The organism is Sphingopyxis sp., from assembly GCF_040216815.1.
GTDB lineage: Bacteria > Pseudomonadota > Alphaproteobacteria > Sphingomonadales > Sphingomonadaceae > Sphingopyxis.
Map to the genome: position 1 here is coordinate 853,593 of NZ_JAVJOJ010000009.1, position 26,235 is coordinate 879,827.

Annotated in this window: 23 protein-coding genes; 11 read left to right on the top strand and 12 right to left on the bottom strand. The window is 64.9% G+C overall.

The window, feature by feature from the left end; translation table 11 throughout:
* Positions 1-54: 54 nt before the first annotated feature.
* The 7 genes from RIA72_RS14590 (at position 55) to sdhA (ending at position 10,572) form a co-directional block, all read left to right on the top strand.
* Positions 55-1,095, top strand: a complete 1,041-nt coding sequence (locus RIA72_RS14590; protein WP_350032781.1) for a retroviral-like aspartic protease family protein — start codon at positions 55-57, stop codon at positions 1,093-1,095.
* A gap of 39 nt (positions 1,096-1,134) precedes the next feature.
* Complete coding sequence (gene pdeM / locus RIA72_RS14595; RefSeq protein WP_502957968.1) at positions 1,135-1,851, top strand: ligase-associated DNA damage response endonuclease PdeM; 717 nt, start codon at positions 1,135-1,137, stop codon at positions 1,849-1,851.
* Positions 1,852-1,998: 147 nt separating this feature from the next.
* Positions 1,999-4,743 (top strand): TonB-dependent receptor, encoded by a 2,745-nt coding sequence (locus tag RIA72_RS14600; protein ID WP_350032783.1) that lies wholly within the window; start codon positions 1,999-2,001, stop codon positions 4,741-4,743.
* A gap of 235 nt (positions 4,744-4,978) precedes the next feature.
* Entirely contained in the window at positions 4,979-7,708 is a 2,730-nt protein-coding gene (locus tag RIA72_RS14605) for a TonB-dependent receptor (RefSeq protein WP_350032784.1), read from the top strand.
* 273 nt (positions 7,709-7,981) lie between these two features.
* Positions 7,982-8,356, top strand: a complete 375-nt coding sequence (sdhC, locus tag RIA72_RS14610) for a succinate dehydrogenase, cytochrome b556 subunit (RefSeq protein ID WP_502957962.1) — start codon at positions 7,982-7,984, stop codon at positions 8,354-8,356.
* Positions 8,349-8,756 carry a succinate dehydrogenase, hydrophobic membrane anchor protein gene (gene sdhD, locus RIA72_RS14615; protein WP_350032786.1) on the top strand — a complete coding sequence of 136 codons (408 nt, stop codon included), beginning with the start codon at positions 8,349-8,351 and terminating at the stop codon, positions 8,754-8,756. Before sdhC ends, sdhD begins: the two co-directional genes overlap by 8 nt.
* A gap of 1 nt (position 8,757) precedes the next feature.
* Positions 8,758-10,572: a succinate dehydrogenase flavoprotein subunit gene (gene sdhA, locus RIA72_RS14620; protein WP_350032787.1), complete on the top strand. Its 1,815-nt coding sequence runs from the start codon at positions 8,758-8,760 to the stop codon at positions 10,570-10,572.
* 24 nt (positions 10,573-10,596) lie between these two features.
* On the opposite strand, the gene RIA72_RS14625 is transcribed toward sdhA, so the two are convergent.
* The 6 genes from RIA72_RS14625 to leuC form a co-directional block, all read right to left on the bottom strand.
* Complete coding sequence (locus RIA72_RS14625; protein WP_350032788.1) at positions 10,597-10,890, bottom strand: hypothetical protein; 294 nt, start codon at positions 10,888-10,890, stop codon at positions 10,597-10,599.
* 82 nt (positions 10,891-10,972) lie between these two features.
* The gene (locus tag RIA72_RS14630) at positions 10,973-11,182 is read right to left on the bottom strand and encodes a DUF167 domain-containing protein (protein WP_350032789.1); all 210 of its coding nucleotides are present in this window, start codon (positions 11,180-11,182) and stop codon (positions 10,973-10,975) included.
* A 65-nt stretch (positions 11,183-11,247) separates the two neighbouring features.
* A complete protein-coding gene (locus RIA72_RS14635; protein ID WP_350032790.1) occupies positions 11,248-12,243 on the bottom strand; it encodes an NADPH:quinone oxidoreductase family protein in 996 nt (331 codons plus the stop codon).
* Positions 12,244-12,261: 18 nt separating this feature from the next.
* Positions 12,262-12,855, bottom strand: coding sequence for a 3-isopropylmalate dehydratase small subunit (leuD, locus tag RIA72_RS14640; protein ID WP_350032791.1), 594 nt, complete (start codon positions 12,853-12,855; stop codon positions 12,262-12,264).
* Position 12,856: 1 nt separating this feature from the next.
* The gene (locus RIA72_RS14645; protein WP_350032792.1) at positions 12,857-13,705 is read right to left on the bottom strand and encodes an N-acyl homoserine lactonase family protein; all 849 of its coding nucleotides are present in this window, start codon (positions 13,703-13,705) and stop codon (positions 12,857-12,859) included.
* Between the two features lie 25 nt (positions 13,706-13,730).
* Positions 13,731-15,161 carry a 3-isopropylmalate dehydratase large subunit gene (leuC, locus tag RIA72_RS14650; protein ID WP_350032793.1) on the bottom strand — a complete coding sequence of 477 codons (1,431 nt, stop codon included), beginning with the start codon at positions 15,159-15,161 and terminating at the stop codon, positions 13,731-13,733.
* A 174-nt stretch (positions 15,162-15,335) separates the two neighbouring features.
* On the opposite strand from leuC, the gene RIA72_RS14655 reads away from it, so the two are divergent.
* Entirely contained in the window at positions 15,336-15,854 is a 519-nt protein-coding gene (locus RIA72_RS14655) for a sterol desaturase family protein (RefSeq protein WP_350032794.1), read from the top strand.
* A 113-nt stretch (positions 15,855-15,967) separates the two neighbouring features.
* Here the strand turns inward: RIA72_RS14655 and RIA72_RS14660 are convergent, their stop codons facing one another.
* From RIA72_RS14660 to RIA72_RS14680, 5 genes are read right to left on the bottom strand one after another with little or no spacing between them, the layout of a single operon-like run.
* Complete coding sequence (locus RIA72_RS14660) at positions 15,968-16,648, bottom strand: glutathione S-transferase family protein (protein ID WP_350032795.1); 681 nt, start codon at positions 16,646-16,648, stop codon at positions 15,968-15,970.
* The gene (locus tag RIA72_RS14665) at positions 16,636-17,613 is read right to left on the bottom strand and encodes an NAD-dependent epimerase/dehydratase family protein (RefSeq protein ID WP_350032835.1); all 978 of its coding nucleotides are present in this window, start codon (positions 17,611-17,613) and stop codon (positions 16,636-16,638) included. Before RIA72_RS14665 ends, RIA72_RS14660 begins: the two co-directional genes overlap by 13 nt.
* Positions 17,614-17,659: 46 nt before the next feature.
* Positions 17,660-18,109, bottom strand: coding sequence for a hypothetical protein (locus RIA72_RS14670; RefSeq protein ID WP_350032796.1), 450 nt, complete (start codon positions 18,107-18,109; stop codon positions 17,660-17,662).
* Positions 18,102-18,737: a CoA transferase subunit B gene (locus tag RIA72_RS14675; RefSeq protein ID WP_350032797.1), complete on the bottom strand. Its 636-nt coding sequence runs from the start codon at positions 18,735-18,737 to the stop codon at positions 18,102-18,104. Before RIA72_RS14675 ends, RIA72_RS14670 begins: the two co-directional genes overlap by 8 nt.
* A complete protein-coding gene (locus RIA72_RS14680; RefSeq protein ID WP_350032798.1) occupies positions 18,734-19,447 on the bottom strand; it encodes a CoA transferase subunit A in 714 nt (237 codons plus the stop codon). Before RIA72_RS14680 ends, RIA72_RS14675 begins: the two co-directional genes overlap by 4 nt.
* Positions 19,448-19,535: 88 nt before the next feature.
* On the opposite strand from RIA72_RS14680, the gene RIA72_RS14685 reads away from it, so the two are divergent.
* Entirely contained in the window at positions 19,536-20,429 is an 894-nt protein-coding gene (locus RIA72_RS14685) for a LysR family transcriptional regulator (RefSeq protein ID WP_350032799.1), read from the top strand.
* Between the two features lie 410 nt (positions 20,430-20,839).
* On the opposite strand, the gene RIA72_RS14690 is transcribed toward RIA72_RS14685, so the two are convergent.
* The gene (locus RIA72_RS14690) at positions 20,840-23,188 is read right to left on the bottom strand and encodes a TonB-dependent receptor plug domain-containing protein (RefSeq protein ID WP_350032800.1); all 2,349 of its coding nucleotides are present in this window, start codon (positions 23,186-23,188) and stop codon (positions 20,840-20,842) included.
* Between the two features lie 196 nt (positions 23,189-23,384).
* On the opposite strand from RIA72_RS14690, the gene RIA72_RS14695 reads away from it, so the two are divergent.
* Together RIA72_RS14695 and purH are read left to right on the top strand one after the other, a co-directional pair.
* Entirely contained in the window at positions 23,385-24,413 is a 1,029-nt protein-coding gene (locus RIA72_RS14695; RefSeq protein ID WP_350032801.1) for a phytase, read from the top strand.
* Between the two features lie 201 nt (positions 24,414-24,614).
* Positions 24,615-26,207: a bifunctional phosphoribosylaminoimidazolecarboxamide formyltransferase/IMP cyclohydrolase gene (purH, locus tag RIA72_RS14700; protein WP_350032802.1), complete on the top strand. Its 1,593-nt coding sequence runs from the start codon at positions 24,615-24,617 to the stop codon at positions 26,205-26,207.
* The last annotated feature ends 28 nt before the right edge of the window (positions 26,208-26,235 follow it).

A 26,235-nucleotide genomic window follows, 5' to 3' on the forward strand; every position in this document is an offset into this window, starting at 1 on the left:
CCGGATACGCCGACGAGGCGTAGACTGTGCGCGATAAAGGAGAGGATGTCCGCGATGGCCTCCACGATCAGACGGTTCGGCCTTGCGGCGCTGTTCGCGGCCGCCGCACCCCTGTTGCTCGGCGCGACACCCGCGCCCGCGGGGCCGCCGCCGACGCCCGCTGCCACGCCTGCACCCACGGGGCAGGCCGTGACGCCGCCGGTCGGCGTCGTGCCGTTCATCGAACCCTTCGACCTCGACGCGACGCGGCGGATGGCGGTGCAGGTGATGGTGGGGGGCGAGGGGCCCTTTTCCTTCCTGGTCGATACCGGCGCCGAACGGACGGTGATCGCGCGCGAACTCGCCGACCGGCTCGGGCTGGTGCCGGGCGAAAAGCTTCGGATGGCGACCATCGGCGGCTCGGCGACGGTGCCGAGCTATCATGTCGCGGCGCTGCAAATGGCCAAGCTCCATTTGGCCAAGGTCAATGCTCCGGCCTTTCACGGCCGCCACATCGGCGCTGCCGGGTTGATCGGCGTCGACATGCTCGAGGAACGGCGCGTCCTCATCGATTTCCGCAACGAACGGATGGAGATATTGGAGACCCGCAAGCGCGCGCGGCCGGTGATCCGCGACGATGATGCCATCGTCGTCACGGCGCGCAACTCGGCTGGACGGTTGATCCTGTCCGACGCGCGGATCGACGGAAAGCGTATCGATGTCATCGTCGACACGGGCGCCCAAACCAGCGTCGGCAACCTCGCGCTGCAACGGCTGGTCGCGAAACGGCGCGCCAATAGCGTGCCCTTCTTTCCGACCGTCCTGGCCGCGGTGACGGGTGAGGATGTGCGCGCGACGCGCACCGCGATCAAACGCATCGTCGTCGCCGGCATGGACATCAACGACCTGCCGGTCAGCTTTGCCGACGGTCAGGCGTTCCGCGCGCTCGGCCTTCACGAGCGGCCGGCGCTGCTGCTCGGCATGGACAGCCTGTCGCTGTTCGACCGGATCGAGATCGATTTTCCCAACAAGCGCGTTGTGTTCGACCTGCCCGAGCGCGCGCATCGCAGCGCGGGGCAGCGCTTTGCGGCAAGCCGGGGTGCGCTCGGCGGATAGCCGCTTGCGGCGGTGCAGCGCTGCCGCCATAGCCGCACGATGCCCGCCGACGCGCCTTTCGACTTTGCAGGCCAGCCTTTTCGCATGCTGGCCGACAATGCCTTGTTCTGGCCGCGCCACGGCGCGCTGATCGTCGCCGACCTGCATCTGGAAAAGGCAAGCTGGTACGCGGCGCTCGGCCAGCCGCTACCACCCTATGACAGCCACGATACGCTCGACCGCCTCGCGGCGCTTGCGGGGCGCACCGGTGCGCGTGCGATATGGTGTCTCGGCGACAGCTTCCACGACCGCGATGCCGCGGGCCGCGTCGTTCCCGCCGTCGCCGCGCGCCTGGCCGCGCAGGCGCAATCGGCCGCATTCGTCTGGATCGCCGGCAATCACGACGGGCTCAGCGCCGGGGCTTGGGGCGGGACGATCGCCGACGAGATGGTGGTCGACGGCATCGTTTTTCGTCACCAGGCCGCACGCGACGAGGTGCGGCCCGAAATATCGGGGCATTTCCATCCCAAGCTGCGGACGCATGTGCGCGGCCGCCATGTCGCGCGGGCCTGCTTCGTCGCCGATGACCGGCGGCTGATTCTGCCTGCCTTCGGCAGCCTGACCGGGGGACTGGCGGCGCAAGAACCGGCGATCGCTGAAAATTTTCCCGGTCCTTATCGGGCGATGCTCGTCGCGGGCGGGCGGCGGCTTGTTTTCCCCTGCTCGGGCAGGCCGGCCGATGACGCTACGGCACGCTCGGCTGCCGTCATGCGCTAGGCCGTGAAGGCCCGAATCGGGCTGTGGCCAAAAAACATCACCCTGTCAAAAATGACGCAAATGCGGGCGTTCGGCTGGATCGGGAACACAATTGCGTTATGTTCCGCGCGCAACAAAAAAAATGAAATGTCGAGAGGAGTGCCCACCATGAAATCATCTTCCCTTCTTGCTGCCCGCTTGCTGCGTACCACCGCGATGGGCGTATCGATCGCCGTCGCGAGCATCGCGGCGCCGGCCGTCGCACAGGACAGCGCAGCTGCAACCGACGACAGCGACGACACGCCGATCATCGTCACCGCGCAGGGGCGTTCGCAGCTTCTGTCCGACGTTCCCGTCGCCATTTCGGCGGTCAACGCCGAAACGCTGCAGAACAGCGGCGCGAACGACATTCGCCAGCTCAATCAGGTCGCGCCGTCGCTGCTCGTCTCCTCGACCGGCTCGGAAGCCAATGGTTCGGCTCGTATCCGCGGGATCGGCACCGTCGGCGACAACCCCGGTCTTGAAAGCTCGGTCCCGGTGTTCATCGACGGCGTCTATCGCTCGCGTTCGGGCATCGGCCTCAACGAACTCGGCGAGATCGACCGTATCGAGGTCCAGCGCGGCCCGCAGGGCACGCTCGGCGGCCGTAACTCGTCGGCGGGTCTCATCAGCATCTATTCGAAAAAGCCCGATTTCCAGTTCGGCGCCACGGGGGAAGTCACCTACGGCAATTACGACTATTGGCGCCTTGGCGGCAGCGTGACCGGCCCGATCACCGACACGCTCGCGGCGCGCCTCGATGGCATCTGGGTCAAGCGCGACGGCTTCTACAACGACGCAGCGAACGACCGCGACGTCAACAACCGCGACCGCTATTTCCTGCGCGGTCAGCTCTTGTTCGAACCGACCGACGCGCTGTCGGTCCGCCTGATCGCCGACTATACCTATCGCGACGAGGAATGCTGCGCCGCGACCTATATCGACAACAGCGTCAATCCGTATATCGGCAACCTCAACAATCCGGGCGTCCCGGCGACCGGCACGACGAACAATATCGTGCGCGTCCTTGCCGACCTCGGCCAGTCGCTCGATGCGTTCCGCCAGGGCTATGGCCGCGACATTTCGGTAACGCCCGGCCGCAGCTTCGCGGGCAAGACCAAGGACTACGGATTTTCGGGCCAGATCGACTATGATTTCGGCGGCGCAACGCTGACCTCGATCACCGCCTACCGCGAATATCGGTCGAGCCAGGCGTCGGATACCGACTATGGCACGGTCGACATTCTCTATCGCGCGCCGAGCGACGACGCCTATCGCCAGTTCCACACCTTCACGCAGGAACTGCGCCTCAACGGCGAAGCGTTCGACGGCAAGCTCGACTGGCTCGTCGGTGGCTTCTTCGCCAATGAGAAGCTGACCGTGCGCGACAATCTGCGCTTCGGCGAAGATTACGGCCGCTTCGCCACCTGCCGCATCATCTCGGGCGGCGGGCTGGCCGGCCTCTATTCACCGACGTCGCCGCTCTGCGTCGTCCCCGGCGTCGGACCGGCGACCATCGCGGGCGCCAGCGGCGCGTCGGGCCCCGACATCGTCGCGGCGTTCACCGCGCTCGACGGCCTCAACGACCGCGGCACGATCAACGATCGCTATCGTCAGAACGGCACCAACTGGGCGTTGTTCACGCACAATATCTTCCACATCACCGACCAGCTCGATTTCACCTTCGGCGTGCGCTACACCCACGACAAGAAGAAATTCTCGGCGGCCTTCACCAACGACAACACCGCCTGCACGACGATCCAGGGCCTCGTTCTCGATGATCTGCAAACCGGCAACGCTACGGCTCGCGCGCTTGCGGGCGCGTTGATCGGCCTTGGCTGCCAGGGCAATTCGACTGCCGAACTCAACGGCGTGTCGATCCGCGACAGCCGCAGCGAGGACGAATGGACCGGCACCGGTATCCTGTCGTACAAGCCGGTCGACGACCTGCTGGTCTATGCGAGCTATTCGCGCGGTTACAAGGCGGGCGGCTTCAACCTCGACCGTTCGGCGCTCAAATCGCCGATCGTGCCCTTCGGCGGACAGGCCGGGGCGCAGTCGCTTGTCGGCAACCTCCAGTTTGATCCCGAACTGGTCGACGCTTATGAAATCGGCGCCAAATATTCGACCGGGCCGTTCAGCCTGGGCCTGTCGCTGTTCCGTTCGGATTTCAGCAACTTCCAGCTCAACACCTTCAACGGCAGCGTTTTCATCGTGCAGACGATCAACGGGTGTTCGGCCGACCTTGGCGGTGCCGACCGCGACACGAGCAACGCGACCGGGGCTTGCGCCAGCGACGATATCAGCTGGGGCGTGCGTGCGCAGGGCGTCGAGCTCGAAGCCTCGCTCGTGCCCGCACGCAACTTTCGCATGAGCGCGGGCCTCACCTATTCGCGGACCAAGTTCCGCGGCAATCTGGTGGGCAACAAGGATGGCGATCCGCTCGATGCGGCGCTGCGCAAGCTGCCGGGCGACAATCTGTCGAACGCGCCCGAACTGGTCGCGACCGGCAGCATCGCCTGGACGCCCGACATCGGCAGCAGCGGGCTCACCGGCCTTGTCTATATCGATGGCCGCATGACCAGCGACTACAACACCGGGTCCGATCTGTTCCCGCAAAAGGAACAGGACGGTTATGCGCTGTTCAACGCACGCCTTGGCGTGCGCGGCCCCGACGAGAAATGGGCGATCGAACTCTGGGCGCAGAATCTGTTCAACAAGCAATATGCCCAAGTCGCGTTCAACTCGCCTTTCCAGGCGGGTGCGTCGTCGGCGCCCTTCACCGACCCGCAATATCCGGGCGGGCGTCAGATTTTCTCGCAGTTCCTGGCCGAACCCAGGACCTATGGCGTGACGCTGCGCGGCAAATTCTGATCGCATCAAGGTCGCGATTTTCGGGGCGGAGCCGGTGGTTCCGCCCCTTTTTCTTTGGCTGAGCCCGTCAACCCGTCACATCTGACAGCTGTGGCGCAAAAGCCGCGCGTGGTGAAGAATGACGTTACGGCCGCCGCGCCGCGCTGGCCTGATACCGGCAAGTCGTGATACGCCTGCGCCATAACAAATATGGCTCTCCCCGCCCTGATGAACGACCATGAGAGGAGGGCTATTTATGAAAAACCATCGTCGCCGCGCCGCCGGCCTGCTGCGAACCAGCGCCGCCGGATTGTCGCTATCACTGGGCCTCGTGGCCGCACCCGCCATGGCACAGGACGCCGCGGGCGCCCAAAGCGACGACAGCACGATCATCGTCACTGCAACGCGGCGCAGCGAGGCACTGTCCGACGTGCCCATCGCCGTATCGGCGGTGACTGGCGACACGCTGGAAAAATCGGGCGCGACCGACGTGCGCGCGCTGGGGCAGGTCGCGCCGTCGCTGCTCGTGTCGGGCGCGACGAGCGAGGTCAATTTCACCGCGCGCATCCGCGGCATCGGGACCGTCGGCGAAAACCCCGGCCTTGAATCCTCGGTCGGGCTGTTCATCGACGGCGTGTATCGCAGCCGCACCGGGGTCGGCCTGTCGGAACTCGGCGATGTCGAGCGCGTCGAGGTGCTGCGCGGGCCGCAGGGCACGCTGTTCGGACGCAACTCGACCGCGGGGCTGATCAATATCGTCACCAAGGGACCCGATCTGAATGGCTTCGGCGCCAAGGGGTCGGTGTCCTACGGCAATTATGATTATTGGCGCGTCGACGGCATGATCAACGCCCCGCTCGGCGACAAGGCCGCGGTGCGCGTCGACGGCGTCTGGCAACAGCGCGACGGGTTCATCAAAAATGTGACGCCGGGCGAGCCCGACATCAACGACCGCGACCGCTGGCTGGTAAAGGGACAATTGCTGCTCGAACCAACCGAAAATGTAACGCTGCGCCTGATCGCCGATTATTCGAAGCGTAACGAAAATTGCTGCGGCGGCGTGCTGCTGAACCCGGTGCGCAGTCTGACGCGCGGGCCCGACGGCCATCCGGTCGCATCGCCCAACACGCTGTTGCCGCTGCTCCAGTTCCTCGGCGCCAATCATCAGGTTCCACCCGCCGGAACGAGCTTCATCCGCCAGCAGGCCACGACCCCCGGCGTTCCCTATCGCTCGGACACAAAGGATCGGGGCGTGTCGGGCGAGCTCAACTGGGACTTCGGCGGCGCGACGCTCACCTCGATTACCGCCTATCGCGATTACAAGAATGCGCAGGGGCAGGACTCCGATTTCAGCGCGCTCGACATATTGCGGCGCACCGACCTCGACCGCCGCTTCCGCCTGTTCACGCAGGAGCTCAGGCTGCAGGGCGAGGCATTCGACGGCCGGCTCGACTGGCTCGTCGGCGGCTATTACGCCAATGAAAAACTCGATGTCGACGACGACATCAAATATGGCGCCGATTACCAGCGTTACGCCAATTGTCTTGCCGCGGCGGCGCTGTCGCCAGCGAACCTCAATCCGGCGTCGGCAACCTGTTCGAACCTTCCGGCCGCCGCTTTCCCCGGCTTCCAGGGCATCGCCGCACTGCTCGGCGCCACGCCGCTGAATGGCACGGGCAACAATGGGTCGACCTTTGCCCAGCGCAGCACCAACTATGCGCTGTTCACGCACAACAGCTTCGACATTGTCGAGGATGCGCTGACGCTCACGATCGGCGCGCGCTACACGCATGAGAAAAAAACGCTGGCGGGCGACGCCAATTTCACCAACAATTTGTGCCCCGCGATCGTCAACTCGCCGCTTCAGGCGCTGGCGAGCCTCGCCTGCGTCATCAACGGCACCGCGCCCGACATTGTTCGCGGCGCGGAAGGAACCAAGTTCAGCGAAGGGCAATGGACAGGCACCGCGGTGCTCAGCTGGAAACCGGGGCCCGAATGGCTGATCTATGGTTCGGCGTCGAAGGGGTACAAGGCGGGCGGCTTCAACCTCGACTATTCGGCGCTCGACCGACCGTGCAGCACCACCGCAGGCTCGCCGGCACAAAATGCCGCCTGCACCGCATTGCTCGCCCGGCCGGCGAACACGCCCGGCAACGCGCGGCCCGAGGCAAGCGACCTGCAATTCGCGAGCGAAAAGGTCGATGCCTACGAGCTGGGCGTCAAATGGGACGGGCCCGGCATCGACGTCAATCTGGCGGCCTTTTACCAGGAATATAGCAATTACCAGCTCAACACCTTCAACGGCGTCAATTTCGAGGTCACCAATATCCAGGCGTGCAAGGACGACCTCGGCACCGGTCCCATCGACAACAGCGCCGCGACCGGCGCCTGCGCGTCCGACCGGCTGAAGCCCGGCGTCGTCGCCAAGGGGTTCGAGATCGAGGCGTTTCTGCGTCCCGCGCGCTATCTGTCGGTCAATATGGGCCTCACCTATGTCGACACCCTCTATCGCCGCAACCTCGTCGGGACCGGCGGGCGGCCGCTGTCGCCGGTGCTGTTCCAGCTGCCGGGGCGCGGTGTGTCGAACGCCGCCAAATATGTCGCGACCGCGGGGATCAGCTGGACGCCGCCGATCGGATCGTCGGGCATGAGCGCGCTCGTCTATCTCGACACGCGCCTGCAAAGCGACACCAACACCGGATCCGACCTCGACGTCGAAAAGATCCAGGACGGCTTTGCGGTCTTCAACGGCCGGGTCGGCCTCTACGGCCGCGATCGCCGCTGGGGCATCGAGCTGTGGGGCCAGAATCTTTTCAACCGCAAATATTACCAGATCGGCGCCGACATGCCGCTTCAGGGATCGGGGTCGTTCCGCACCGTCGCCGCGCCCGCATCGCTGGGCTTTCCGGCAACCGCAAACCAGCTCTTCGTCGGTTTCCCCGGCGAACCGCGCACCTATGGCGTGACCCTGCGCGGTCAGTTCTGACCAGTCTCCCGCCCTCCCCGGTTTCGGGGAGGGATGACCGGGAGGCTGCCGCGGCCGGGCACTGCCGCGGCAGGCTCCCTTTTGTGCCGTCCCGCGCGCAGCGACGCAAAATCTTGGGTCCGTCGCCCCCTAAGCAATTGCATATCGCCGCGGGAAGGCTTAACCGGCACCGCATCGACCGTTCAGAGTCAAGACAGGGCTGATATGGCTGGAAACCAACCGGGCGCGCGTCCGCGCTCTCCGCATCTACAGGTGTATAAATGGGGGCCCGCCATGGCGGTCTCGATCCTCCACCGCGCGAGCGGCGACGGGCTCGCGATTGTCGGCGCGCTTCTGTTCCTCTGGTGGCTCGGCGCGCTTGCCGCGGGTCCCGATGCTTATGCCGCCTTTATCGCCTGCGTGTGGCATGATCCCGATGCAGGGACTTTCCACCAGATCACCAATATCCTCGGCAAGATCGTGCTGATCGGGCTGACCTGGGCTTTTTTCCAGCATCTGTTTTCGGGGCTGCGCCACTTCGTGCTCGACGCGGGCGCGGGCTATGAACTCAGGACCAACAAGCTCTGGTCGACGCTCGTGATCGTCGGCGCGCTTCTCGCGACCGCCGCGACCTGGCTTTATATCTTTGCGGAGGCGCTCAATGGGTAACGGAACGCACCTTGGCAAGGTTCGCGGGCTTGGCTCCTCGGGGCATGGCTCGCACCACTGGCTGCAACAGCGACTGACCGCGCTCGGCAATATCCTGCTCATCGGTTTCCTCTTCATCTCGTTCCTGCGCCTGCCGATGACCGACCATGGCGCGGTGCTGCGCTGGGCGTCGAACCCGATGGTCGCGCTCGCGCTCATCCTGATGGTGGTCAGCGTCTTCTGGCACCTGCGGCTCGGTCTCACCGTGCTGATCGAGGATTATGTCCATGGCGAAGCGACGCGCCTGTTCGCGCTCGTCCTTTTGAACTTCTACGCGATCGGCGGCGCTGCCTATGGCATCTTCACCATCGTCCGCATCGCGCTTGCGCCCGCCGCCGGGCTCGCACCGGGGGGCATGTAAGATGACCGACGCCTACAAGATCATCGACCATATCTATGACACCGTCGTCGTCGGCGCCGGCGGATCGGGCCTGCGCGCCACGATGGGCAGCGCCGAAGCGGGGCTCAAGACCGCGTGCATCACCAAGGTGTTCCCGACGCGCAGCCACACCGTCGCAGCGCAGGGCGGCATCGCCGCCTCGCTCGGCAACAATTCGCCCGACCATTGGCAGTGGCATATGTACGACACCGTCAAGGGCTCCGACTGGCTCGGCGACCAGGACGCGATCGAATATATGGTGCGCGAGGCGCCGAACGCGGTCTACGAACTCGAACATGCGGGCGTGCCGTTCAGCCGCAACGCCGACGGCACCATCTACCAGCGCCCGTTCGGCGGCCATATGCAGAATATGGGCGAAGGCCCGCCGGTTCAGCGTACCTGCGCTGCGGCCGACCGCACCGGCCACGCGATGCTGCACGCGCTGTATCAGCAGTCGCTGAAATATGACGCGGACTTCTTCATCGAATATTTCGCGCTCGACCTGATCATGGAGGATGGCCCCGACGGCAAGGTGTGCCGCGGCGTCATCGCGCTGTGCATGGAGGATGGCAGCATCCACCGTTTCCGCAGCCAGGCGGTCGTGCTCGCGACGGGTGGCTATGGCCGCTGCTATTTCACCGCGACCTCGGCGCATACCTGCACCGGCGACGGCGGCGGCATGGTGCTGCGCGCCGGGCTGCCGCTACAGGATATGGAATTCGTCCAGTTCCACCCGACCGGCATCTATGGTGCCGGCGTGCTCATCACCGAGGGCGCGCGCGGCGAGGGCGGCTATCTCACCAACAGCGAAGGCGAGCGTTTCATGGAACGCTATGCTCCGTCGGCCAAGGATTTGGCGTCGCGCGATGTCGTCTCGCGCTCGATGGCGCTTGAAATTCGCGAAGGTCGCGGCGTCGGCCCGCACGCCGATCATATCTATCTGCACCTCGACCATATCGACCCCGCGGTACTCGCCGAGCGCCTGCCGGGGATTACCGAGAGCGGCAAGATTTTTGCGGGCGTCGATCTCACGCGCCAGCCGCTCCCCGTCGTGCCGACGGTGCATTACAATATGGGCGGCATCCCGTGTAACTATCATGGCGAAGTCGTGACCTTGGGCAAGGACGGCCCCGACACCGTCGTCCCCGGCCTGTTCGCGGTTGGCGAAGCGGCGTGCGTGTCGGTCCACGGCGCGAACCGCCTCGGCTCGAACAGCCTCATCGACCTCGTGGTGTTCGGCCGCGCGACCGGCCACCGGCTGAAGGAACTGCTCCAGCCCGGCGCCGCCCAGCCCGCGCTGCCCAAGGACAGCGCCGATCTGGCGCTCGCCCGGCTCGACCATTTCCGCAATGCCAGCGGGGGTTCGCCGACCGCCGAGGTGCGCACCGAGATGCAGCGCGCCATGTCGGCGCACGCCGCGGTGTTCCGCACCGACGAACTGATGGCAGAGGGCAAGGAAAAGCTCGCGAAGACTTATGCGCGGATGCAGGACGTTCAGGTCAGCGATCGCAGCCTGATCTGGAACACCGACCTCGTCGAAACGCTCGAGCTCGACAATCTCATCGCGCAGGCGACGGTGACGATGCATTCGGCGCATAATCGCAAGGAAAGCCGCGGGGCCCACGCGCACGAGGACTTCCCCGATCGCGACGATGCGAACTGGATGAAGCACAGCGTAGCCTGGTTCGACGGCTGGGGCGGCAAGGGCGGCGGCGTGCGCCTCGATTACCGCCCGGTCCACGAATATACGCTGTCGGACGACGCCGAATATATCAAGCCAAAGGCGCGGGTCTATTGATCCGCGCCCACCGGCGAGCAGGCTTTAATCCCCGATCAGGCTGCGCACAGGGTTGATGTCAGAAAAGGGCACGTCGACGTCCTTGCCCATGACCCACAATTTCTGGCACGCGATGGCAAAGAACATCAGCGCGATCGTCCAGACGATGAATGTCTTGCGCGCAACCCAGCGGCGCTCGGCTTCCTCAGCTTCGGCGCGCGCCTTGTAATCGATACCAAGCTCGCCTTCAAACTCGGCGACCAGGCGCGCGCGGCGGGTGCGCGATATGTTCGCGATGCCTGCGTCTCCCTGCGCACTTTTGGGGCGGCCTTTCGCCATGCTCCACCTTGGTCCAGCCAGTCCTGCTGCCGACTATAGGGCGCGGGCCCTGCCAAAGAGTTAACCGGCGGATCGTGATAGTTCAGTCGAACGTGACGGCGAACAGCTTGACGCGGGCGGTCGCGCCGCGGATCAGCGTCAGCTTGCTCGGCGGAATCGCCAGCGCACTGGCAAGCAGGCGCAGCACGGCCGCGTTCGCGGCGCCATCGGCGGGCGGGGCGGTGACGCGCAGGCGCACCGTGCCCCCCTCGATCCGCACCGTTTCGTTGCGCGCACCGGGGGTTACTTGCACGGCGATCCGCCCGCCCGCTGCAAGTGCGCGAAGAGCCGCGGTCAATGCAGGGTCGGGGCGGTATTTCAGATAGTGATCACCAGCTTGCCGACCGCGCTGCGATCACCAAGCTTGGCGATCGCCTTGCCCCCGTCGGCAAGGCTGTAGGTGCCGGTAACGCGGGGCTTGATCTTGCCTTGCTCCCACAGCTGGAACAGCCGCGCGATATTGGCGCGATTGCGCGCAGGCTCGCGCATCACGAAGGCGCCCCAGAAAACGCCCGCGACGTCGCAGCTCTTTAGCAGCGTCAGGTTCAGCGGCAGCCGCGGAATGCCCGCGGGAAAGCCGACGACCAGATAGCGACCTTCCCAAGCGATCGAGCGCAGCGCGGGCTCGGCATAATCGCCTCCGACCGCGTCATAGATGACATTGGCCCCGTTCGGGCCCACGGCGTCCTTGAACCTGTTCGCGAGCGCTTTCGACTGGTCCTTGTCGAACGGCTGGCGGCCATAGATCACGATTTCGTCGGCGCCCGCATCGCGTGCGATTGCGGCCTTCTCCTCGCTCGACACGCCGGCAACGACGCGCGCCCCCAGCGCCTTGCCCAGTTCGACGGCGGCGATGCCGACGCCGCCCGATGCGCCGAGCACGAGCAGGGTGTCGCCTTCCTCGATATGCCCGCGATCGACGAGCGCGTGGATGCTGGTGCCATAGGTCATCAGCAATGATGCCCCTTCGGCAAAATCATATCCGTCGGGCAGGTGATAGACATTGTGGACGCCGACCGCGACCGCTTCGGCCATGCCGCCGTTGCCGCATCCCGCGATGACCCGGTCGCCGGGCTTGAACTCGGTCACGCCTTCGCCGACTTCGGCGACCAGCCCCGCCACCTCGCCACCGGGAGCGAAGGGGCGTTCGGGCTTGAACTGATATTTATCCTCGATGATCAGCGTGTCGGGAAAATTGACCGCACAGGCCTTCACGTCGATCACGATCTGCCCCTTGCCCGCGCTCGGGCGCTCGATCTCGCCAAGGGTCAGCGTTTCGGGACCGCCGGTTGCGGTCGACAAGAGAGCCTTCATCATCTTCTCCTCTGTTCGTTATGCCGCCGCCGGCCGCATCCATGGCCGCTCTGCGTCCAGCTTCTGCTCATAGGCTGCAATGGCTGCGGCGCTCTTTTCGGTCAGCGAAATTTCGTCGAGCCCTTCAAGCAGGCACATCTTGCGAAAGGGATCGATTTCGAATGTGAATCGGTCCTGAAATTGCGTCGTGACCGACTGATGTTCAAGGTCGACGTGGATCGGATCGGTTGCCGCGACTTCCAGCAACCGGTCGATCGCAGCCTGTGGCAAGACGACGGGCAGGATGCCGTTTTTGACCGCATTGCCCGAAAAAATGTCCGAATAGCTGGGAGCGATGACGACGCGGATGCCAAGGTCGCCAAGCGCCCAGGCGGCATGTTCGCGGCTCGACCCGCAGCCGAAATTGTCGCCCGCGATCAGGATCGGCGCGCCCTTATATTCGGGGCGGTCGAACAGGTTTTCGGGGTCGGCACGCAGGCTTTCGAACGCGCCGCGTCCCATGCCCTCGCGGCTCACCGTCTTCAGCCAATGCGCTGGAATGATGACGTCGGTGTCGACATTTTTCAGCCCTAGCGGAATCGCGCGGCCTTCGACCTGGTGGAGCGGCGTCATGTCATTCGGCCGCCTTGGGGAAAGCGGGCAGTTTGCCCACGTCGCGCGGTTCGTGCTGGATAATGACCCTCGCCCCCAGATTTTTCGCCAATCGCTTGAAGCGGTCGAACGATGCCAGCGTATCGGCGCGGTCGGTGTTGAAGGTCGGCACGCCCTCGCTGTCGTAATTTTCCTGGAAATGCGCCTGATCGCCGCTCAGCAGCACCGGCCCCATGCCGGCAAGCCGCACGAGCAGCGTATGGTGCCCCGGCGTATGCCCCGGCATGGCCAGCATCACAACGCGGCCGTCGCCGAAAATATCCTTGTCGTGCGCCACGGGTTCGACCGCCCCGCCGCCGTCGATCCAGCGCGCAAAGGGTTTGGAATTGTCCGAACCCGCGCGTTCGGTCGCCGTCAACCAATCCCAATCCCCCTTGCCGATATAGAGCTTGGCGCCGGGAAAGTCGGGGAGCTGCCCGATATGGTCAAAGTGGAAATGGCTGATGGCCACGACATCGATGTCGTCGGGCTTGATCCCCAGTTCGGCAAGCTGTTCGATCAGGGTTTTGTGCACGGTGGCCGACATGTCGCCCTTTGTCTCGAACGCCGCACCCTTCAGCGCCGTCGGCAGGCCAAGATCCCACAGCATCAGCTGGTCGCCGTGGCGGATCAAATAGCAGCCGACGGTCAGGTCGCGGCTTTGTCCCGGATAGGCCTCGGTATCCGAAAAGGCGTTCAACCGGTTGACGCGGACGGTCCCGCAATCGAGCCGGGTCAGGCTCAGCTTCGCGTCGGCCGGCGTGGTTTCGGCGGCGGCAGACGCGGCCAGAGATATTGCTGCGGCGACCGATACGAGAGCTTTTCCGATCATATCCTATATTCCCCTTCGTTGCAGTTCACGCCATCAAGTCGCGCACGTCGGTCAGCTTGCCGGTCACTGCGGCTGCGGCGGCCATCGCGGGGCTGACGAGGTGGGTGCGTGCGCCCGGCCCCTGGCGGCCGACGAAATTGCGATTGCTGGTCGAGGCGCAGCGTTCGCCCGCGGGCACCTTGTCGGGGTTCATCGCAAGGCACGCCGAACAGCCGGGTTCGCGCCATTCAAGCCCGGCGTCGATAAAGATGCGGTCGAGCCCTTCGGCCTCCGCCTGGCGTTTCACCAGCCCCGATCCGGGGACGACGATCGCCCATTTGACGTTATCGGCTTTCTTGCGCCCCTTGATGACTGCCGCTGCGGCGCGCATGTCCTCGATCCGGCTGTTGGTGCAGCTGCCGATGAAGATATTTTCGATCGGCACATCCTGCATCCGCGTGCCGGGCTCGAGCCCCATATAGGCCAGGCTTTTCGCCGCCGCCGCCTGCTTCGACGGATCGGCAAAGCTCGCAGGGTCGGGCACCACGCCGGTGATCGGCACGACATCCTCGGGGCTGGTGCCCCACGTCACGCTGGGTGCGATGTCGGCGGCGTCGATGACGACGACCTTGTCATAGGTCGCGCCCGCATCGGTGGCGAGGCTCCTCCAATAGTCCACCGCCGCATCCCAGTCGGCGCCCCTTGGCGCATAGGGGCGGTCTTTGAGGTAAGCGAAGGTCACGTCATCGGGCGCGATCAGGCCGGCGCGCGCGCCGCCCTCGATCGCCATATTGCTGATGGTCAGCCGGCCTTCGATGCTGAGCGCACGGATCGTGCTGCCCGTATATTCGATGACATGGCCGGTGCCGCCCGCCGCGCCGATCGTGCCCGTGATGTGCAGGATGATGTCCTTGGCGCTGACGCCGGGCCCGACCTCGCCCTCGACGCGCACCTCCATCGTTTTGGCGGGCTGCAGCAGCAACGTCTGCGTCGCCAGCACATGCTCGACTTCGCTGGTGCCGATGCCGAAGGCCAGTGCGCCGATGCCGCCGTGGCACGCGGTATGGCTGTCGCCGCAGACGATGGTGGTGCCGGGCAGCGAGAAACCCTGTTCGGGTCCGACGACGTGAACGATGCCCTGTTCGGGTGCGATCGCGTCGATGTAGCGGATACCGAACTCGGGCGCGTTCTTCTCCAGCGCCGCGAGTTGCGCCGCGCTTTCGGGGTCGGCGATCGGCAGGCGGTTGCCCTCGGCATCCTTGCGCGCGGTCGTCGGCACATTGTGATCGGGGACCGCAAGCGTCAGGTCGGGGCGGCGCACCGTGCGGCCGCTGGCGCGAAGCCCCGCAAAGGCTTGCGGACTGGTGACTTCATGGACGAGGTGGCGGTCGATGAAAATCAGGCAGGTGCCGTCAGTGCGCCGTTCGACAACGTGCGCGTCCCAGATTTTCTCATAAAGCGTGCGGGGCCGAGTCATGCGCGTTCACTTACGCCGCCTGCACAACTTTGCAAGCGAGTGGCGAAGAAAAACGCAATTTTCGGTCGCAATCGTCCGCGCGCCGGGCACGGCGCCATATCCTCGTCATCCCGGCCTTCGCCGGGATGACGAGGATATGGTGCATTGCTTGCTGAACAAGCCTATAATCCCCCCATGTCGCTGCCCACCATCCTTGCGCTCATTCTCGCCACCGTCGCGGCGATGGAGGGCGTCGCCTGGGCCAGCCACAAATATATCATGCACGGATTCGGCTGGGCGTGGCACCGCGACCATCACGAACCGCATGGGAATCGCCTCGAAAAGAACGACCTTTTCGCAATCGTCGGCGCGGCGATGAGCATTTCGATGTTCGCGCTCGGCAGCCCGATGATCATGGGCGCCGCGGCGTGGGAGCCGGGGACATGGATCGGGCTCGGCATCCTCCTTTATGGCGTCATCTACACGCTGGTGCACGACGGGCTCGTCCACCAGCGCTATTTCCGCTGGGTGCCGCGGCGCGGCTATGCCAAGCGACTGGTGCAGGCGCACAAGCTCCATCACGCCACAATCGGCAAGGAGGGCGGGGTCAGCTTCGGCTTCGTGCTCGCGCGCGACCCCGCAAAGCTCAAGTCCGAACTCAAGGCGCAGCGCGAGGCAGGTATCGCCGTGGTGCGCGACGCTTTGGCGGAATAACGATCGTCATTGCGACACCGGCGAATGCCCGGGCGAAGCAATTCAGAGCGGACTTGCGCAAGCTCTGGATTGCCGCGTCGCCTTCGGTTCCTCGCAGTGACAGAGAAGGTAGCCTAGATTTGCCGATAATCGGCGGTAATCACGCCCGCTTCCGCCAGCTCGGCCTCATGCCCCTCCTCGCGCCAGCATTCGGCGAGGGCCTGGTTTTCCCAATCGCGCATCGCGGGGTGGGCGAGCATATGGTCGACCCACGCCTGGCCCGCGCCGACGTCGAGGCCATAGGTGCGAATGCGGAAAGCTACGGGCGCGAAAAAGGCGTCGACGGCCGAGAAATCTGCGCCTGCAAGCCAGGGGCCGCCGAACTTTGTCAGCCCCTCCTCGAACAGTTCGCGTAGCCGCGTGACGTTGCGGGCCAGCGCCTCCGACATCGGTTTCGGCGTCACGCGCACGCCGACGTTCATCGTGCAATCGTTCCGCAGCGCCGCAAAGCCGCTGTGCATTTCGGCCGCGGCGCATTGCGCCCAGGCGCGCGCATCGGGATCGGCGGGCCACACACGCTGATGCCGGTCGGCGAGGTAGAGGGTGATGCCGAGCGAATCATACACCGTCCGCCCTTCATGCAGCAGCGCGGGCACTTGGCCCGTCGGCGAAAAACTGCGGAAATCCACGTAATTGCTCGGCTTGGTAAAGGGCTCGATCCGGTCGGTGAAGGCGATGCCCAATCCCTTCATCAAGATCCAGGGGCGCAGCGACCAGCTCGAATAATTGCGGTTGGCGGTGATCAGCTCGTACATGCTTCGCGCTCCTGACGGACGATGGGGGAGGTGTAATCGGGATCGTGCGCGACGGGCGACGCGGTGCCGTTACGGAGCGCCGTCAGCACGCTGGCGAAGTCGGTTTGCGCGCGCCAGCCAAAGCGGCGCGCGGCGCGCGACGGATCGTAAACGCGATCGATCGTTTGGGGGAGCGTCCAGCCGGCAGCAGCGTAGAGCTCGGCAGCGTCGGGGTAATAGCGCGCGATCACCGCGCGCGCGTCGTGCGCCAGTTCCTCGGCGTCGGCGCGCGCGAAGGGCGGCGGCGCCGAGAGGATGAAGCTGTCGCAGCCGATCGCCGGCGCCGCTTCGAGCGCCGCGAGATGTGCCGCCGCAGCATCCTCGACCGTCAGGCGGCGGTGGAGCAGCTCATTGGCTTTCAAATTCGGCCCGCTCGGGACGGCGTGTGTATCGTCGTCTTCTGGAAAGAAGCGGCCCGTGCGCAGGATCGCGACGTTGATGCCATGTTCGCGGTGGATCAGCTTCACCGCCTGCTCCGCTGCAAGCTTGGTGATGCCATAGATGTTGCGCGGTTCTACGGGCGAGAAATCCTCGTCCATCCACCACGCACCCTTGTCGCCCGCGCCTGCGCGGACATCGGCACGCACCATCAAGGAGGTGGTCGAGGTAAAGAGAAAGCGGTCGTTGCCCGCCGCCACCGCCGCCTCGATCAGGTTCAGCGTTCCCGTGACATTGACGTCGATAAAGGCCTGCCGCGGATAGCGCACGATGTCGGGCTTGTGCAGCGCGCCGCCATGGATGATGGCGTCGATGCCATGCTCACCCATCGCCCGTTCGACCAGCGCGCGGTCGGCGACAGTGCCCACGATCTGCGTGTACGCGCCGGGCACGACGTCGAGCCCGGTGACATCATGGCCATTTTGCGCCAGCAAGGGCGCAAGATAGCGTCCGAGCCACCCCGACGACCCGGTCAGCAGCACGCGCATCATTTTTCTCCGCCTGAATATGCGCGCCTCTTATCCGTGGAGCGCGTCAGCGCGCAAGATGCTCCCACGCTTTTGCTGTACCGATGGCGTAAACAACCCCGTAAATCAGCACGATAAGCGACGAGATGACCGCGAATCCGTCCGAATATTGACGCGTCACGAGGTTCACCGGAACAAAGACGAGCCCGCGCAGCAAATAGATGGCGGCGATGACGACCAGGCCCGTTCGCAGCAACGGCAGGCGCGGCAGCACTCCGGCGCCCGAAAGCGCATAGGCGCCCCAGATGAACAGCGTCGCCGCGATGCCCAGCGTCACCAGCGTCGGCGTCCATTCGCCGCGCCCCGCCGCGCGCGCCATCGCCTCGCCCGCGCCGAAAAAGCGATACCATTCGGGTCCGCCGACGATGCAGGCAAGATGCGCGAGCGCGGCAAGGATCGACAGGCACGCCCCGGTTAACAGCCAGGGCGAACCCGGATGCACTGCGGCGTCAACCAATATAATGCGCCGTCGTCTTGGCGGCGACTTCCTCCGCCGTCACCCCCGGCGCCAGCTCGATGAGCTTGAACGGGCTCGAATGGTCGTCGCGCCTGAAGACCGCGAGGTCGGTGATGATCATGTCGACGACATTCTGGCCGGTCAGCGGCAGCGTGCATTGGGGGATGAACTTCGGGCTGCCGTCCTTGGCATTATGCTCCATCACCACGATGATCTTCTTGACCCCGGCGACGAGGTCCATCGCGCCGCCCATGCCCTTGATCATCTTGCCGGGAATCATCCAGTTGGCGATGTCGCCATTTTCGGCGACTTCCATCGCGCCGAGCACGGTCAGGTCGATATGCCCGCCGCGGATCATCGCGAAACTGTCGGCAGAGGAGAAATAGACCGACTGCGGCAGCTCGCTGATCGTCTGCTTGCCCGCGTTGATCAGGTCGGGGTCTTCCTCGCCCGCATAGGGAAAGGGCCCGATGCCGAGCATGCCGTTCTCGCTCTGGAGCGTCACCGTCATCCCCTCGGGGATATGGTTCGCCACCAGCGTCGGGATGCCGATGCCCAGATTGACATAATAGCCGTCCTGCAGCTCCTTCGCGGCGCGCGCCGCCATATCGTCACGGGTCCAGCTCATTGTGCATTCTCCCGCTCGCGGACGGTTCGAAACTCGATCTTCTTGTCATAGGGCGCGCCGACGATCATGCGCTTCACATAAATGCCGGGCAGGTGGATGCAGTCGGGATCGAGGCTGCCGGTCGGCACGATTTCCTCGACCTCGGCAACGCAGATTTTCGCCGCGGTCGCCATCGGCTGATTGAAATTGCGCGCGGTCTTGCGGAAGATCAGATTGCCGCTTTCGTCGGCCTTCCACCCCTTGATGATCGCGAGGTCGGCAAAGATGCCGCGTTCGAGGATATAATCCTCGCCGTCGAAGCTCTTCACTTCCTTGCCCTCGGCAACCAGCGTACCAACGCCGGTCTTGGTGTAAAAGCCGGGGATGCCCGCCCCGCCCGCGCGGCAGCGTTCGGCGAGCGTGCCCTGCGGACAAAATTCGACCTCAAGCTCGCCCGCCAGATATTGCCGCTCGAACTCCTTGTTTTCGCCGACATAGGAGGAGATCATCTTCCTGACCTGCCGCGTGCGGAGCAGCTTGCCCAGCCCTTCGCCGTCGATCCCGGCGTTGTTGCTCGCGATGGTCAGGTCCTTGACGCCCGCGTCGCGGATCGCGTCGATCAGCCGTTCGGGGATGCCGCACAGGCCGAATCCGCCCGCGCAGATGTGCATGCCGTCGAACAAAAGCCCGTCGAGCGCCGCCGCCGCGTCGGGATATCGCTTATTCGCCATGGGGTCGGTCTCCTCTCGTGTCGCCCGCGACATTGGCGTAAATAAATCATCAATTCTAATTGTTCTAATTTTCGATTATTCATAAATAATGTCGATCAATCGTATCTCGATCTATCATCTCGAAACCTTGCTGTGGATCGAACGGCTCGGGACCTTCTCCGCGGCGGCGGAGCGGCTCAACACGACGCAGCCTGCGGTGTCGGCGCGGATGCGTGAACTCGAGCAGCGCATCGGCGCGACGCTGTTCCGCCGCGACGGGCGCGGCATGGCGCTCACCCCCGCGGGACGCAAGCTGGTGCGCGACTGCGCGCCGTTGCTCCGCGACATGGAGCAGGCGCTGCTCGGCAGCGGCGGCTTCGGCGAGGCGAGCGGGGTGGTGCGGATCGGCGCGGGCGAGATTGCGGCGGCGAGCTGCCTTCCGTCCTTCGTCGCCGAGCTCAAGGCCGACATGCCGAATGTCGGGTTGGAGATAGAGATCGACCTCACAGCCAACCTCATCCAGCAATTGCTCACCGGGCGCACCGACCTTGCCTTCGCCGCGGGACCGATCGCGCACCCCGCGCTCAAGACCAGCCCGATCGGCGAGGTCGAGCTGGTCTGGCTTGCAAGTCCCGCGGTGGCTACGGCCTTTGCGGGCGGCACGGCGATGCTGCCGGTCTGGTCGCTTGCCAGCCACTCGCCGATCCACGGCCGGATGCGCGAGGCGATCGCGGCGTCGCGCATCGCGCAAAAATCGCTCAACCTCTGTAACAATGCGCGCACGATGATCGACATTGCGCGCGCGGGCGGCGGCATCGGCATCTTCCCGCGACCGATGGTGCGCCACGAGGTCGAAAGCGGCGCGCTCGTCGAAATCGCCGCCATGCCCGCGCTCGCGCCCGTCGAGTTCAACGTCGCGATGCGCGTCGCGGACACCGAACCGGTGCTGACGCAGATCTTCGACCGCGCGGCGCAGCTCGATCTCGCCGAGCCGCCAGGCTGAAGCGAATGGCGGTTTTCGGCCGGAAAACGACATCCCTTCCACCGTCATCCCGGCGAAGGCCGGGATGACGGAACTGAGGATGTCCGCTCGCCACCTCAAACCCGACATCCGCTGCGCAAAAATGCTGTCCTACATCGTTCGGCTGTGCCAGCCTTTGCCTCGGCTCTTCAATATGTGGACGAATGGGGTCGGGCCCGGCGTCGATGCAGTCATCAGGTGCGCGCGGCCTACGCGCCCGGCGCAGCCTTACGGGGACTGCACAAGGCTGACCTTTCCTGAACTTTGGACGGATTGCGCCGGGGCGCGCGCCGCCCACGCCCTACCCCGCAGCGGCCGCTCGCCGCCCCTCTGATCGGCGGCCGTTGCCCCAGGGACTGAGCGACGGCCGCCGAAACCTTGGGGTCAGGACCCTAAAAGGCATAGCGCGCCATCAGCTGAAACACCGGGCCCGCCTTTTCGCTTTCGAGTTCATATTCGTCGAAATCGCGATCCATCTGGTCTTCGAGATTGTCGAACTTGTTGAACACCTCGCGCTTGGCGCCGTTCAAGAGGTTCGATCCGACTGCGCGGATCGTGAAATTGCTGCCGATCCGCTTTTCGACGAAGATCTCGAGGTCGGCGCCATAGGTGGTGCGGACTTCCTCGCTGATCACGCGGTCATAGGCCGCGCCCTGCTTGCGGTGCGTCGCCCCAAAGGCGACGCCCCAGTTCGGAATGTCCTGGATGAAGCCGATATTATAGACATAGTCCGACTGGCCGTTGAACCGGCGCTTACCCGCAAAATCGGTGATTTCGCTGTCGAGCCACGAGACATTGCCGAAAATGCCGGTGTTGGGCAGGCCGATGAAACCCAGGTCGGTCGACAGGTCGAATTCGACGCCCCACACCTTGCCGTCGCCGACATTCTGCGGCTGGTAGACGAACGTGCCTTCGCCTTCCGAACCTTCAAGCCCGGTATTGGTCAGCTCGATCAGGTCGGTCACATCGCGGTAAAAGGCATTGATCCCGACGACGCCGGAGCGCCCGATGCGGCGCTCATAACCAAGATCGAAACCCCAGGCGGTTTCGGGACCGAGCTGCGGATTGCCGAGCAGGTCGCTGTCCCCGACCTCTTCTTCGAGCAGCGCGGGCGAGATGAAGTTGAAATCGGGGCGGCGATTAGTGCGCGCGACCGACGCGGTGATGCGGTCGCGCGGCGTCAGGTCGAGCTTGATCGACGCCGACGGCAGCCATTTTTCATATTTGTTGCGCTGCGTCGGGACGGCAGCCGCTTCGGTGAAGTCGGCGATGTCGAAACGGGTGGTTTCGTAACGGACGCCCGCTTCCCACGTCAGCCCGCCCGATTTGCCCTGCACCAGCGCAAAAGCGTCGAGGCGGCGTTCCTCGATGCTGTTGACCCCGCCATCGGCGGGTTCGAGCGCGCCGAAGGGAATGGCGAGCCTCGCTGGATTATCTGAAAACGGGTCGTAGCTTCCTTCAAGCCCCGGGAATTCGGCATCGTCGTCGGCCTCGAGGATCGCAGTGCGGCGATCCTTGTCCTGATAGAGGCCGCCGATGACAAGCTGTGTGCCGCCGCCGAGTTCGAAGGCATGATCGAGCTTCACCGAAAATTCCTTGTCGGCGATGTCGGTGGTGAAAATTTCCTGCTCGAACTCGGGATCGTCGCCTTCGTCGTTGAACTCGATCTGATATTCGGTTTCGCTCTGTTCATCGTCGAACCGCGCGAAGCCGACACGCAGCGTCGTCTTGCCCAGCGACCATTCGTGCGACAGCTTGGCATCGATGCTGTAATTCTGCTGGTCGATGTCATTGTCGTTGGCGTTGTCGCTGATCAGGTTGCCCGTCGGCAGCGGGCCGTTCACGGCCACCGGATCGTCATATTCGAAGCTGCGCTCGCTTTCGAAGCGATCGGTGCGCACAAAGAAACCGCTGATCCGGAAATCGGTCGTTTCGCCGTCGATTTCATAGCTCGCGTTGGCCGAATAATCCTTGCCGTCGCGCGTATCGATCTGGTCCTCGCGATTGTCGAACTCGTTGGTGGCGAAATCGGGATCATTCTCCGGCGAATCCTTGTATCGCAGCGAGAATTTCCTTTTGGGGTTGTGGCGCCCCTGGAAATTGAGGCCGACCAGCAGGCGTCCCGGCCCGACCTGGCCGCCGTAAACGAGGCCGAGGCTCGGTTCGAGTTCCTCATCGTCGAAATAGAGCGCGCCCGCGCGGACATAGCCGCCGTCGAGCTCAAAGCCGTCGCGCAGTTCGATGTTGATCGTGCCTGCAACCGCGTCGCCGGTGCGGCGCGCCGACGACGAGCGGACGATTTCGACGCGTTCGATCAGCTCGGCCGGAATACGGTCGAGGAAGAAGCTGCGATCCGAGGCGTTGCCCGGCACCCTCTCGCCGTTGATCAGGATTTGCGTATAGCCCGGCGGCAGGCCGCGCAGCCGCGCACCATCGCTTTCGATGACGTCCGAGAGGAACGTCACCGACGGCACACGCTTCAACGCATCGCCCGCGGTCAGCGGTTCGAAACGCTGAAAAAATTCGCTGTCATAGGACAGGACCGGCTCGGCCTCGTCGCTGCGATTGCGGTAGCCGACGCTGCCCAGCACCACAATCTCTTCCGACCGGGTGATCGGGCCGTCGCCGCGATCCTCTTCGGCCACCGGGATCGGTGCGTGCTGCGCCGCGGCGGGAACGGCGGCAAGCGCAGCGGCGATGGCGAGAGCGGCGGTGGAACGCAGGCTGAAAGTTCGAATCATTATGGTGAGGCCCCCTTTGTGGTTGCCGCGCCTCTAGGGATGGGGTGTGACAGTTTGCGGCGAGTCGAATGACACTTCGATGACCATTAAGTGACAGAAATATTGGGCAATTGACGTGGGAACGCTTTGCTGAAAAGGGGCGCTGCGAAGCGCGGGGCTGCGCTGTTTTCGACGCGACGTCACAAGGGGAATTGCCATGACCGCCATCCGCCAGGCAAAGCTGTGGACTTCGCTTGCCTTTGCATCGCTGCTTGCCGGCTGCGCCGCGAGCGGGCCCGTGATCACCGGCCTGCCGCCGGTGCGGGTGACGGCAAGCGCCGAGACGGCACCCGTCGGAACCGGCCGCGCCGATGCCGCCGACGATCCGGCGGTTTGGGTCGACCCCGCCAATCCGAACCGCGTGCTGATCGTCGCGACCGACAAGAAGGCGGGGCTGCACCTTTACGACCTCAGCGGCAAGGACATCGCCTTTACGCGCGCCGGCCTTGTCAACAATGTCGATGTCGCGGGCAATATCATCGTCGCGAGCGACCGCAACGACGGGGTGAACGCGCATCTCGCGGTGTTCCATCTCGACCCCGGCAAACCGGCGATCGCGGCGCTCGGCCGCGCGAGCGCAGGAACCGGCGAAGCCTATGGCCTGTGCCTCAAAAAGAGCGCAGCGGGAGAGCCGATCACCGCCGCGCTGATCGTCAAGGACGGGACGGTGCGCGTCGGAACGCTGACGCTCGCCGAGGGCGCCGAACCGAATTTTGCGGTGGCGTGGGAGCACAAGATCCCGACCCAGTCCGAAGGCTGCGTCTTCGACGGCGACACGCTCTATGTCGGCGAGGAGGATGCGGGCATCTGGCGGCTGGTGCCGGGTGCCGCAGGTGTGACCGCCAGCCTCGTCGCGCCGGTCGACAACCAGCGACTTGTGGCCGATGTCGAGGGACTTGCGACGATCGACCACAAGGGCCAGCGCTATCTGATCGCGTCGAGCCAGGGCGACAATGCCTTTGCGGTCTTCAGGCTGCCGGCGATGGACTATGTCGGGCGCTTTGCGATTGCCGCGGGCACTTTCGGTGCGGTGAGCGAGACCGACGGGATCGAGGCCGTCGCGGGCAATTTCGGCAGCGCCTTTCCCGACGGCATCTTCCTGGCGCAGGACGGCGAAAACGCGCCAGAGGCGCAGAATTTCAAACTGGTGCGCTGGGACCAGATTGCGGCGGCGCTGGGGCTGTAATCTTCGCAGCTGGGGAAAAACTCCGTGTCCCCGCGAAGGCGGGGACCCCCTTTCCGGCCGGCTCAAGGTCGCACGAGCAGATGATGGGCTCGCGCCTTCGCGGGAGCATGCGGTGTCTTCACGGAGGCTCACCCTTGCCCTTACGGCCCTTCGCGCCTAGGGGAGCCGCGTCTTTCCCGTCACCAAAAGGCCGCCTTCCCCATGACCGACTTCATCCCCGTCCGCCGCGCGCTCCTGTCCGTCAGTGACAAGGCCGGACTCGCCGAGCTGGCCGCCGCGCTGGTACGCCACGGTGTCGAGCTGGTTTCGACCGGCGGCACCGCGAAGGCGTTGCGCGAGGCGGGGCATGAGGTGCTCGACGTCGCGGACCTTACCGGCTTTCCCGAAATGATGGACGGCCGCGTCAAGACGCTGCACCCCACCGTCCACGGCGGCATCCTCGCGGTGCGCGACGATGCGGCGCATGTCGCTGCGATGGAGGAGCATGGCATCGGCGGTATCGATCTGGTGGTCGTCAACCTCTATCCCTTTGCCGCGACCGTTGCGAAGGGCGCGGCGCGCGATGACATCATCGAGAATATCGACATCGGCGGCCCCGCGATGGTGCGCTCGGCGGCCAAAAACCACGCTTTCGTCGGCATCGTCACCGAGCCCGAAGATTATGCGGCGGTGATCGAAGAAATGGACGCCAACGGCGGCGCGACCACGCTCGCCTTGCGCAAGCGCCTCGCCGCGACCGCCTTTGCCCACACGGCAACCTATGACGGGATGATCGCGAGCTGGTTCGCCTTTGCCGACCAGGGCAAGCTTTTCCCCGACACGCTGCCGCTCACCGCCAAGCTCGCGAGCGAACTGCGCTATGGCGAGAATCCGCATCAGAAGGCCGCGCTCTACCTCCCCGTCGGCCCTGCCGCGCGCGGCATCGCGCAGGCAAGCCAAGTGCAGGGCAAGGAGCTCAGCTACAACAATATCAACGACGCCGACGCGGCGCTCGAGCTGGTTGCCGAATTTCGCGACGCGGAGCCGACCTGCGTGATCGTCAAGCACGCCAATCCGTGCGGCGTCGCGAGCGCGGCGACGATTGCCGAGGCCTATGATGCGGCGCTGAAGTGCGACGATGTGTCGGCGTTCGGCGGGATCATCGCGGTCAACCGGCCGCTCGACGGCGCGACGGCCGAGCTGATCAGCGCCATCTTCACCGAGGTCGTCTGCGCCCCTGACGCCGACGCCGACGCACGCGCGGTGTTCGCGAAGAAGAAAAACCTCCGCCTTCTCCTGACCGGCGAACTGCCCGATCCGGCGCGCGGCGGGCTGATGATGAAAACGATCGCGGGCGGTTGGCTCGCGCAGAGCCGCGACAATGGCCGGATTACGCGCGATGACCTCAAAGTCGTCACCGATCGCGCGCCGACCGAGGACGAGCTGATCGACGCGCTCTTCGCCTGGACGGTCGCCAAGCATGTGAAATCGAACGCGATCGTTTATGCCAAGGGCGGCGCGACCGCGGGTATCGGCGCGGGGCAGATGAACCGCCGCGACAGCGCGCGCATCGCCGCGGCGAAAGCGCGCGAGGCGGCGGAAAGCCACGGCTGGGCCGAGCCGCGCACCGTCGGCAGCGCGGTCGCAAGCGACGCCTTCTTCCCCTTCGCCGACGGACTGCTCGCCGCGGTCGAGGCGGGCGCGAGCTGCGTAATCCAGCCCGGCGGGTCGATCCGCGACGATGAGGTGATTGCGGCCGCGAACGAAGCGGGCCTCGCGATGGTGTTCACCGGGATGCGGCATTTCCGGCACTGAGGCACGCCGCAAGCCCATGTCATTGCGA

Coding starts and splice junctions, on each gene's coding strand:
- RIA72_RS14590 (WP_350032781.1), top strand. CDS start 55: ATGGCCTCCACGATCAGACGGTTCGGCCTTGCGGCGCTGTTCGCGGCC.
- pdeM (WP_502957968.1), top strand. CDS start 1,135: ATGCCCGCCGACGCGCCTTTCGACTTTGCAGGCCAGCCTTTTCGCATG.
- RIA72_RS14600 (WP_350032783.1), top strand. CDS start 1,999: ATGAAATCATCTTCCCTTCTTGCTGCCCGCTTGCTGCGTACCACCGCG.
- RIA72_RS14605 (WP_350032784.1), top strand. CDS start 4,979: ATGAAAAACCATCGTCGCCGCGCCGCCGGCCTGCTGCGAACCAGCGCC.
- sdhC (WP_502957962.1), top strand. CDS start 7,982: ATGGCGGTCTCGATCCTCCACCGCGCGAGCGGCGACGGGCTCGCGATT.
- sdhD (WP_350032786.1), top strand. CDS start 8,349: ATGGGTAACGGAACGCACCTTGGCAAGGTTCGCGGGCTTGGCTCCTCG.
- sdhA (WP_350032787.1), top strand. CDS start 8,758: ATGACCGACGCCTACAAGATCATCGACCATATCTATGACACCGTCGTC.
- RIA72_RS14625 (WP_350032788.1), bottom strand. CDS start 10,890: ATGGCGAAAGGCCGCCCCAAAAGTGCGCAGGGAGACGCAGGCATCGCG.
- RIA72_RS14635 (WP_350032790.1), bottom strand. CDS start 12,243: ATGAAGGCTCTCTTGTCGACCGCAACCGGCGGTCCCGAAACGCTGACC.
- leuD (WP_350032791.1), bottom strand. CDS start 12,855: ATGACGCCGCTCCACCAGGTCGAAGGCCGCGCGATTCCGCTAGGGCTG.
- RIA72_RS14645 (WP_350032792.1), bottom strand. CDS start 13,705: ATGATCGGAAAAGCTCTCGTATCGGTCGCCGCAGCAATATCTCTGGCC.
- leuC (WP_350032793.1), bottom strand. CDS start 15,161: ATGACTCGGCCCCGCACGCTTTATGAGAAAATCTGGGACGCGCACGTT.
- RIA72_RS14655 (WP_350032794.1), top strand. CDS start 15,336: ATGTCGCTGCCCACCATCCTTGCGCTCATTCTCGCCACCGTCGCGGCG.
- RIA72_RS14660 (WP_350032795.1), bottom strand. CDS start 16,648: ATGTACGAGCTGATCACCGCCAACCGCAATTATTCGAGCTGGTCGCTG.
- RIA72_RS14665 (WP_350032835.1), bottom strand. CDS start 17,613: ATGCGCGTGCTGCTGACCGGGTCGTCGGGGTGGCTCGGACGCTATCTT.
- RIA72_RS14675 (WP_350032797.1), bottom strand. CDS start 18,737: ATGAGCTGGACCCGTGACGATATGGCGGCGCGCGCCGCGAAGGAGCTG.
- RIA72_RS14680 (WP_350032798.1), bottom strand. CDS start 19,447: ATGGCGAATAAGCGATATCCCGACGCGGCGGCGGCGCTCGACGGGCTT.
- RIA72_RS14685 (WP_350032799.1), top strand. CDS start 19,536: ATGTCGATCAATCGTATCTCGATCTATCATCTCGAAACCTTGCTGTGG.
- RIA72_RS14690 (WP_350032800.1), bottom strand. CDS start 23,188: ATGATTCGAACTTTCAGCCTGCGTTCCACCGCCGCTCTCGCCATCGCC.
- RIA72_RS14695 (WP_350032801.1), top strand. CDS start 23,385: ATGACCGCCATCCGCCAGGCAAAGCTGTGGACTTCGCTTGCCTTTGCA.
- purH (WP_350032802.1), top strand. CDS start 24,615: ATGACCGACTTCATCCCCGTCCGCCGCGCGCTCCTGTCCGTCAGTGAC.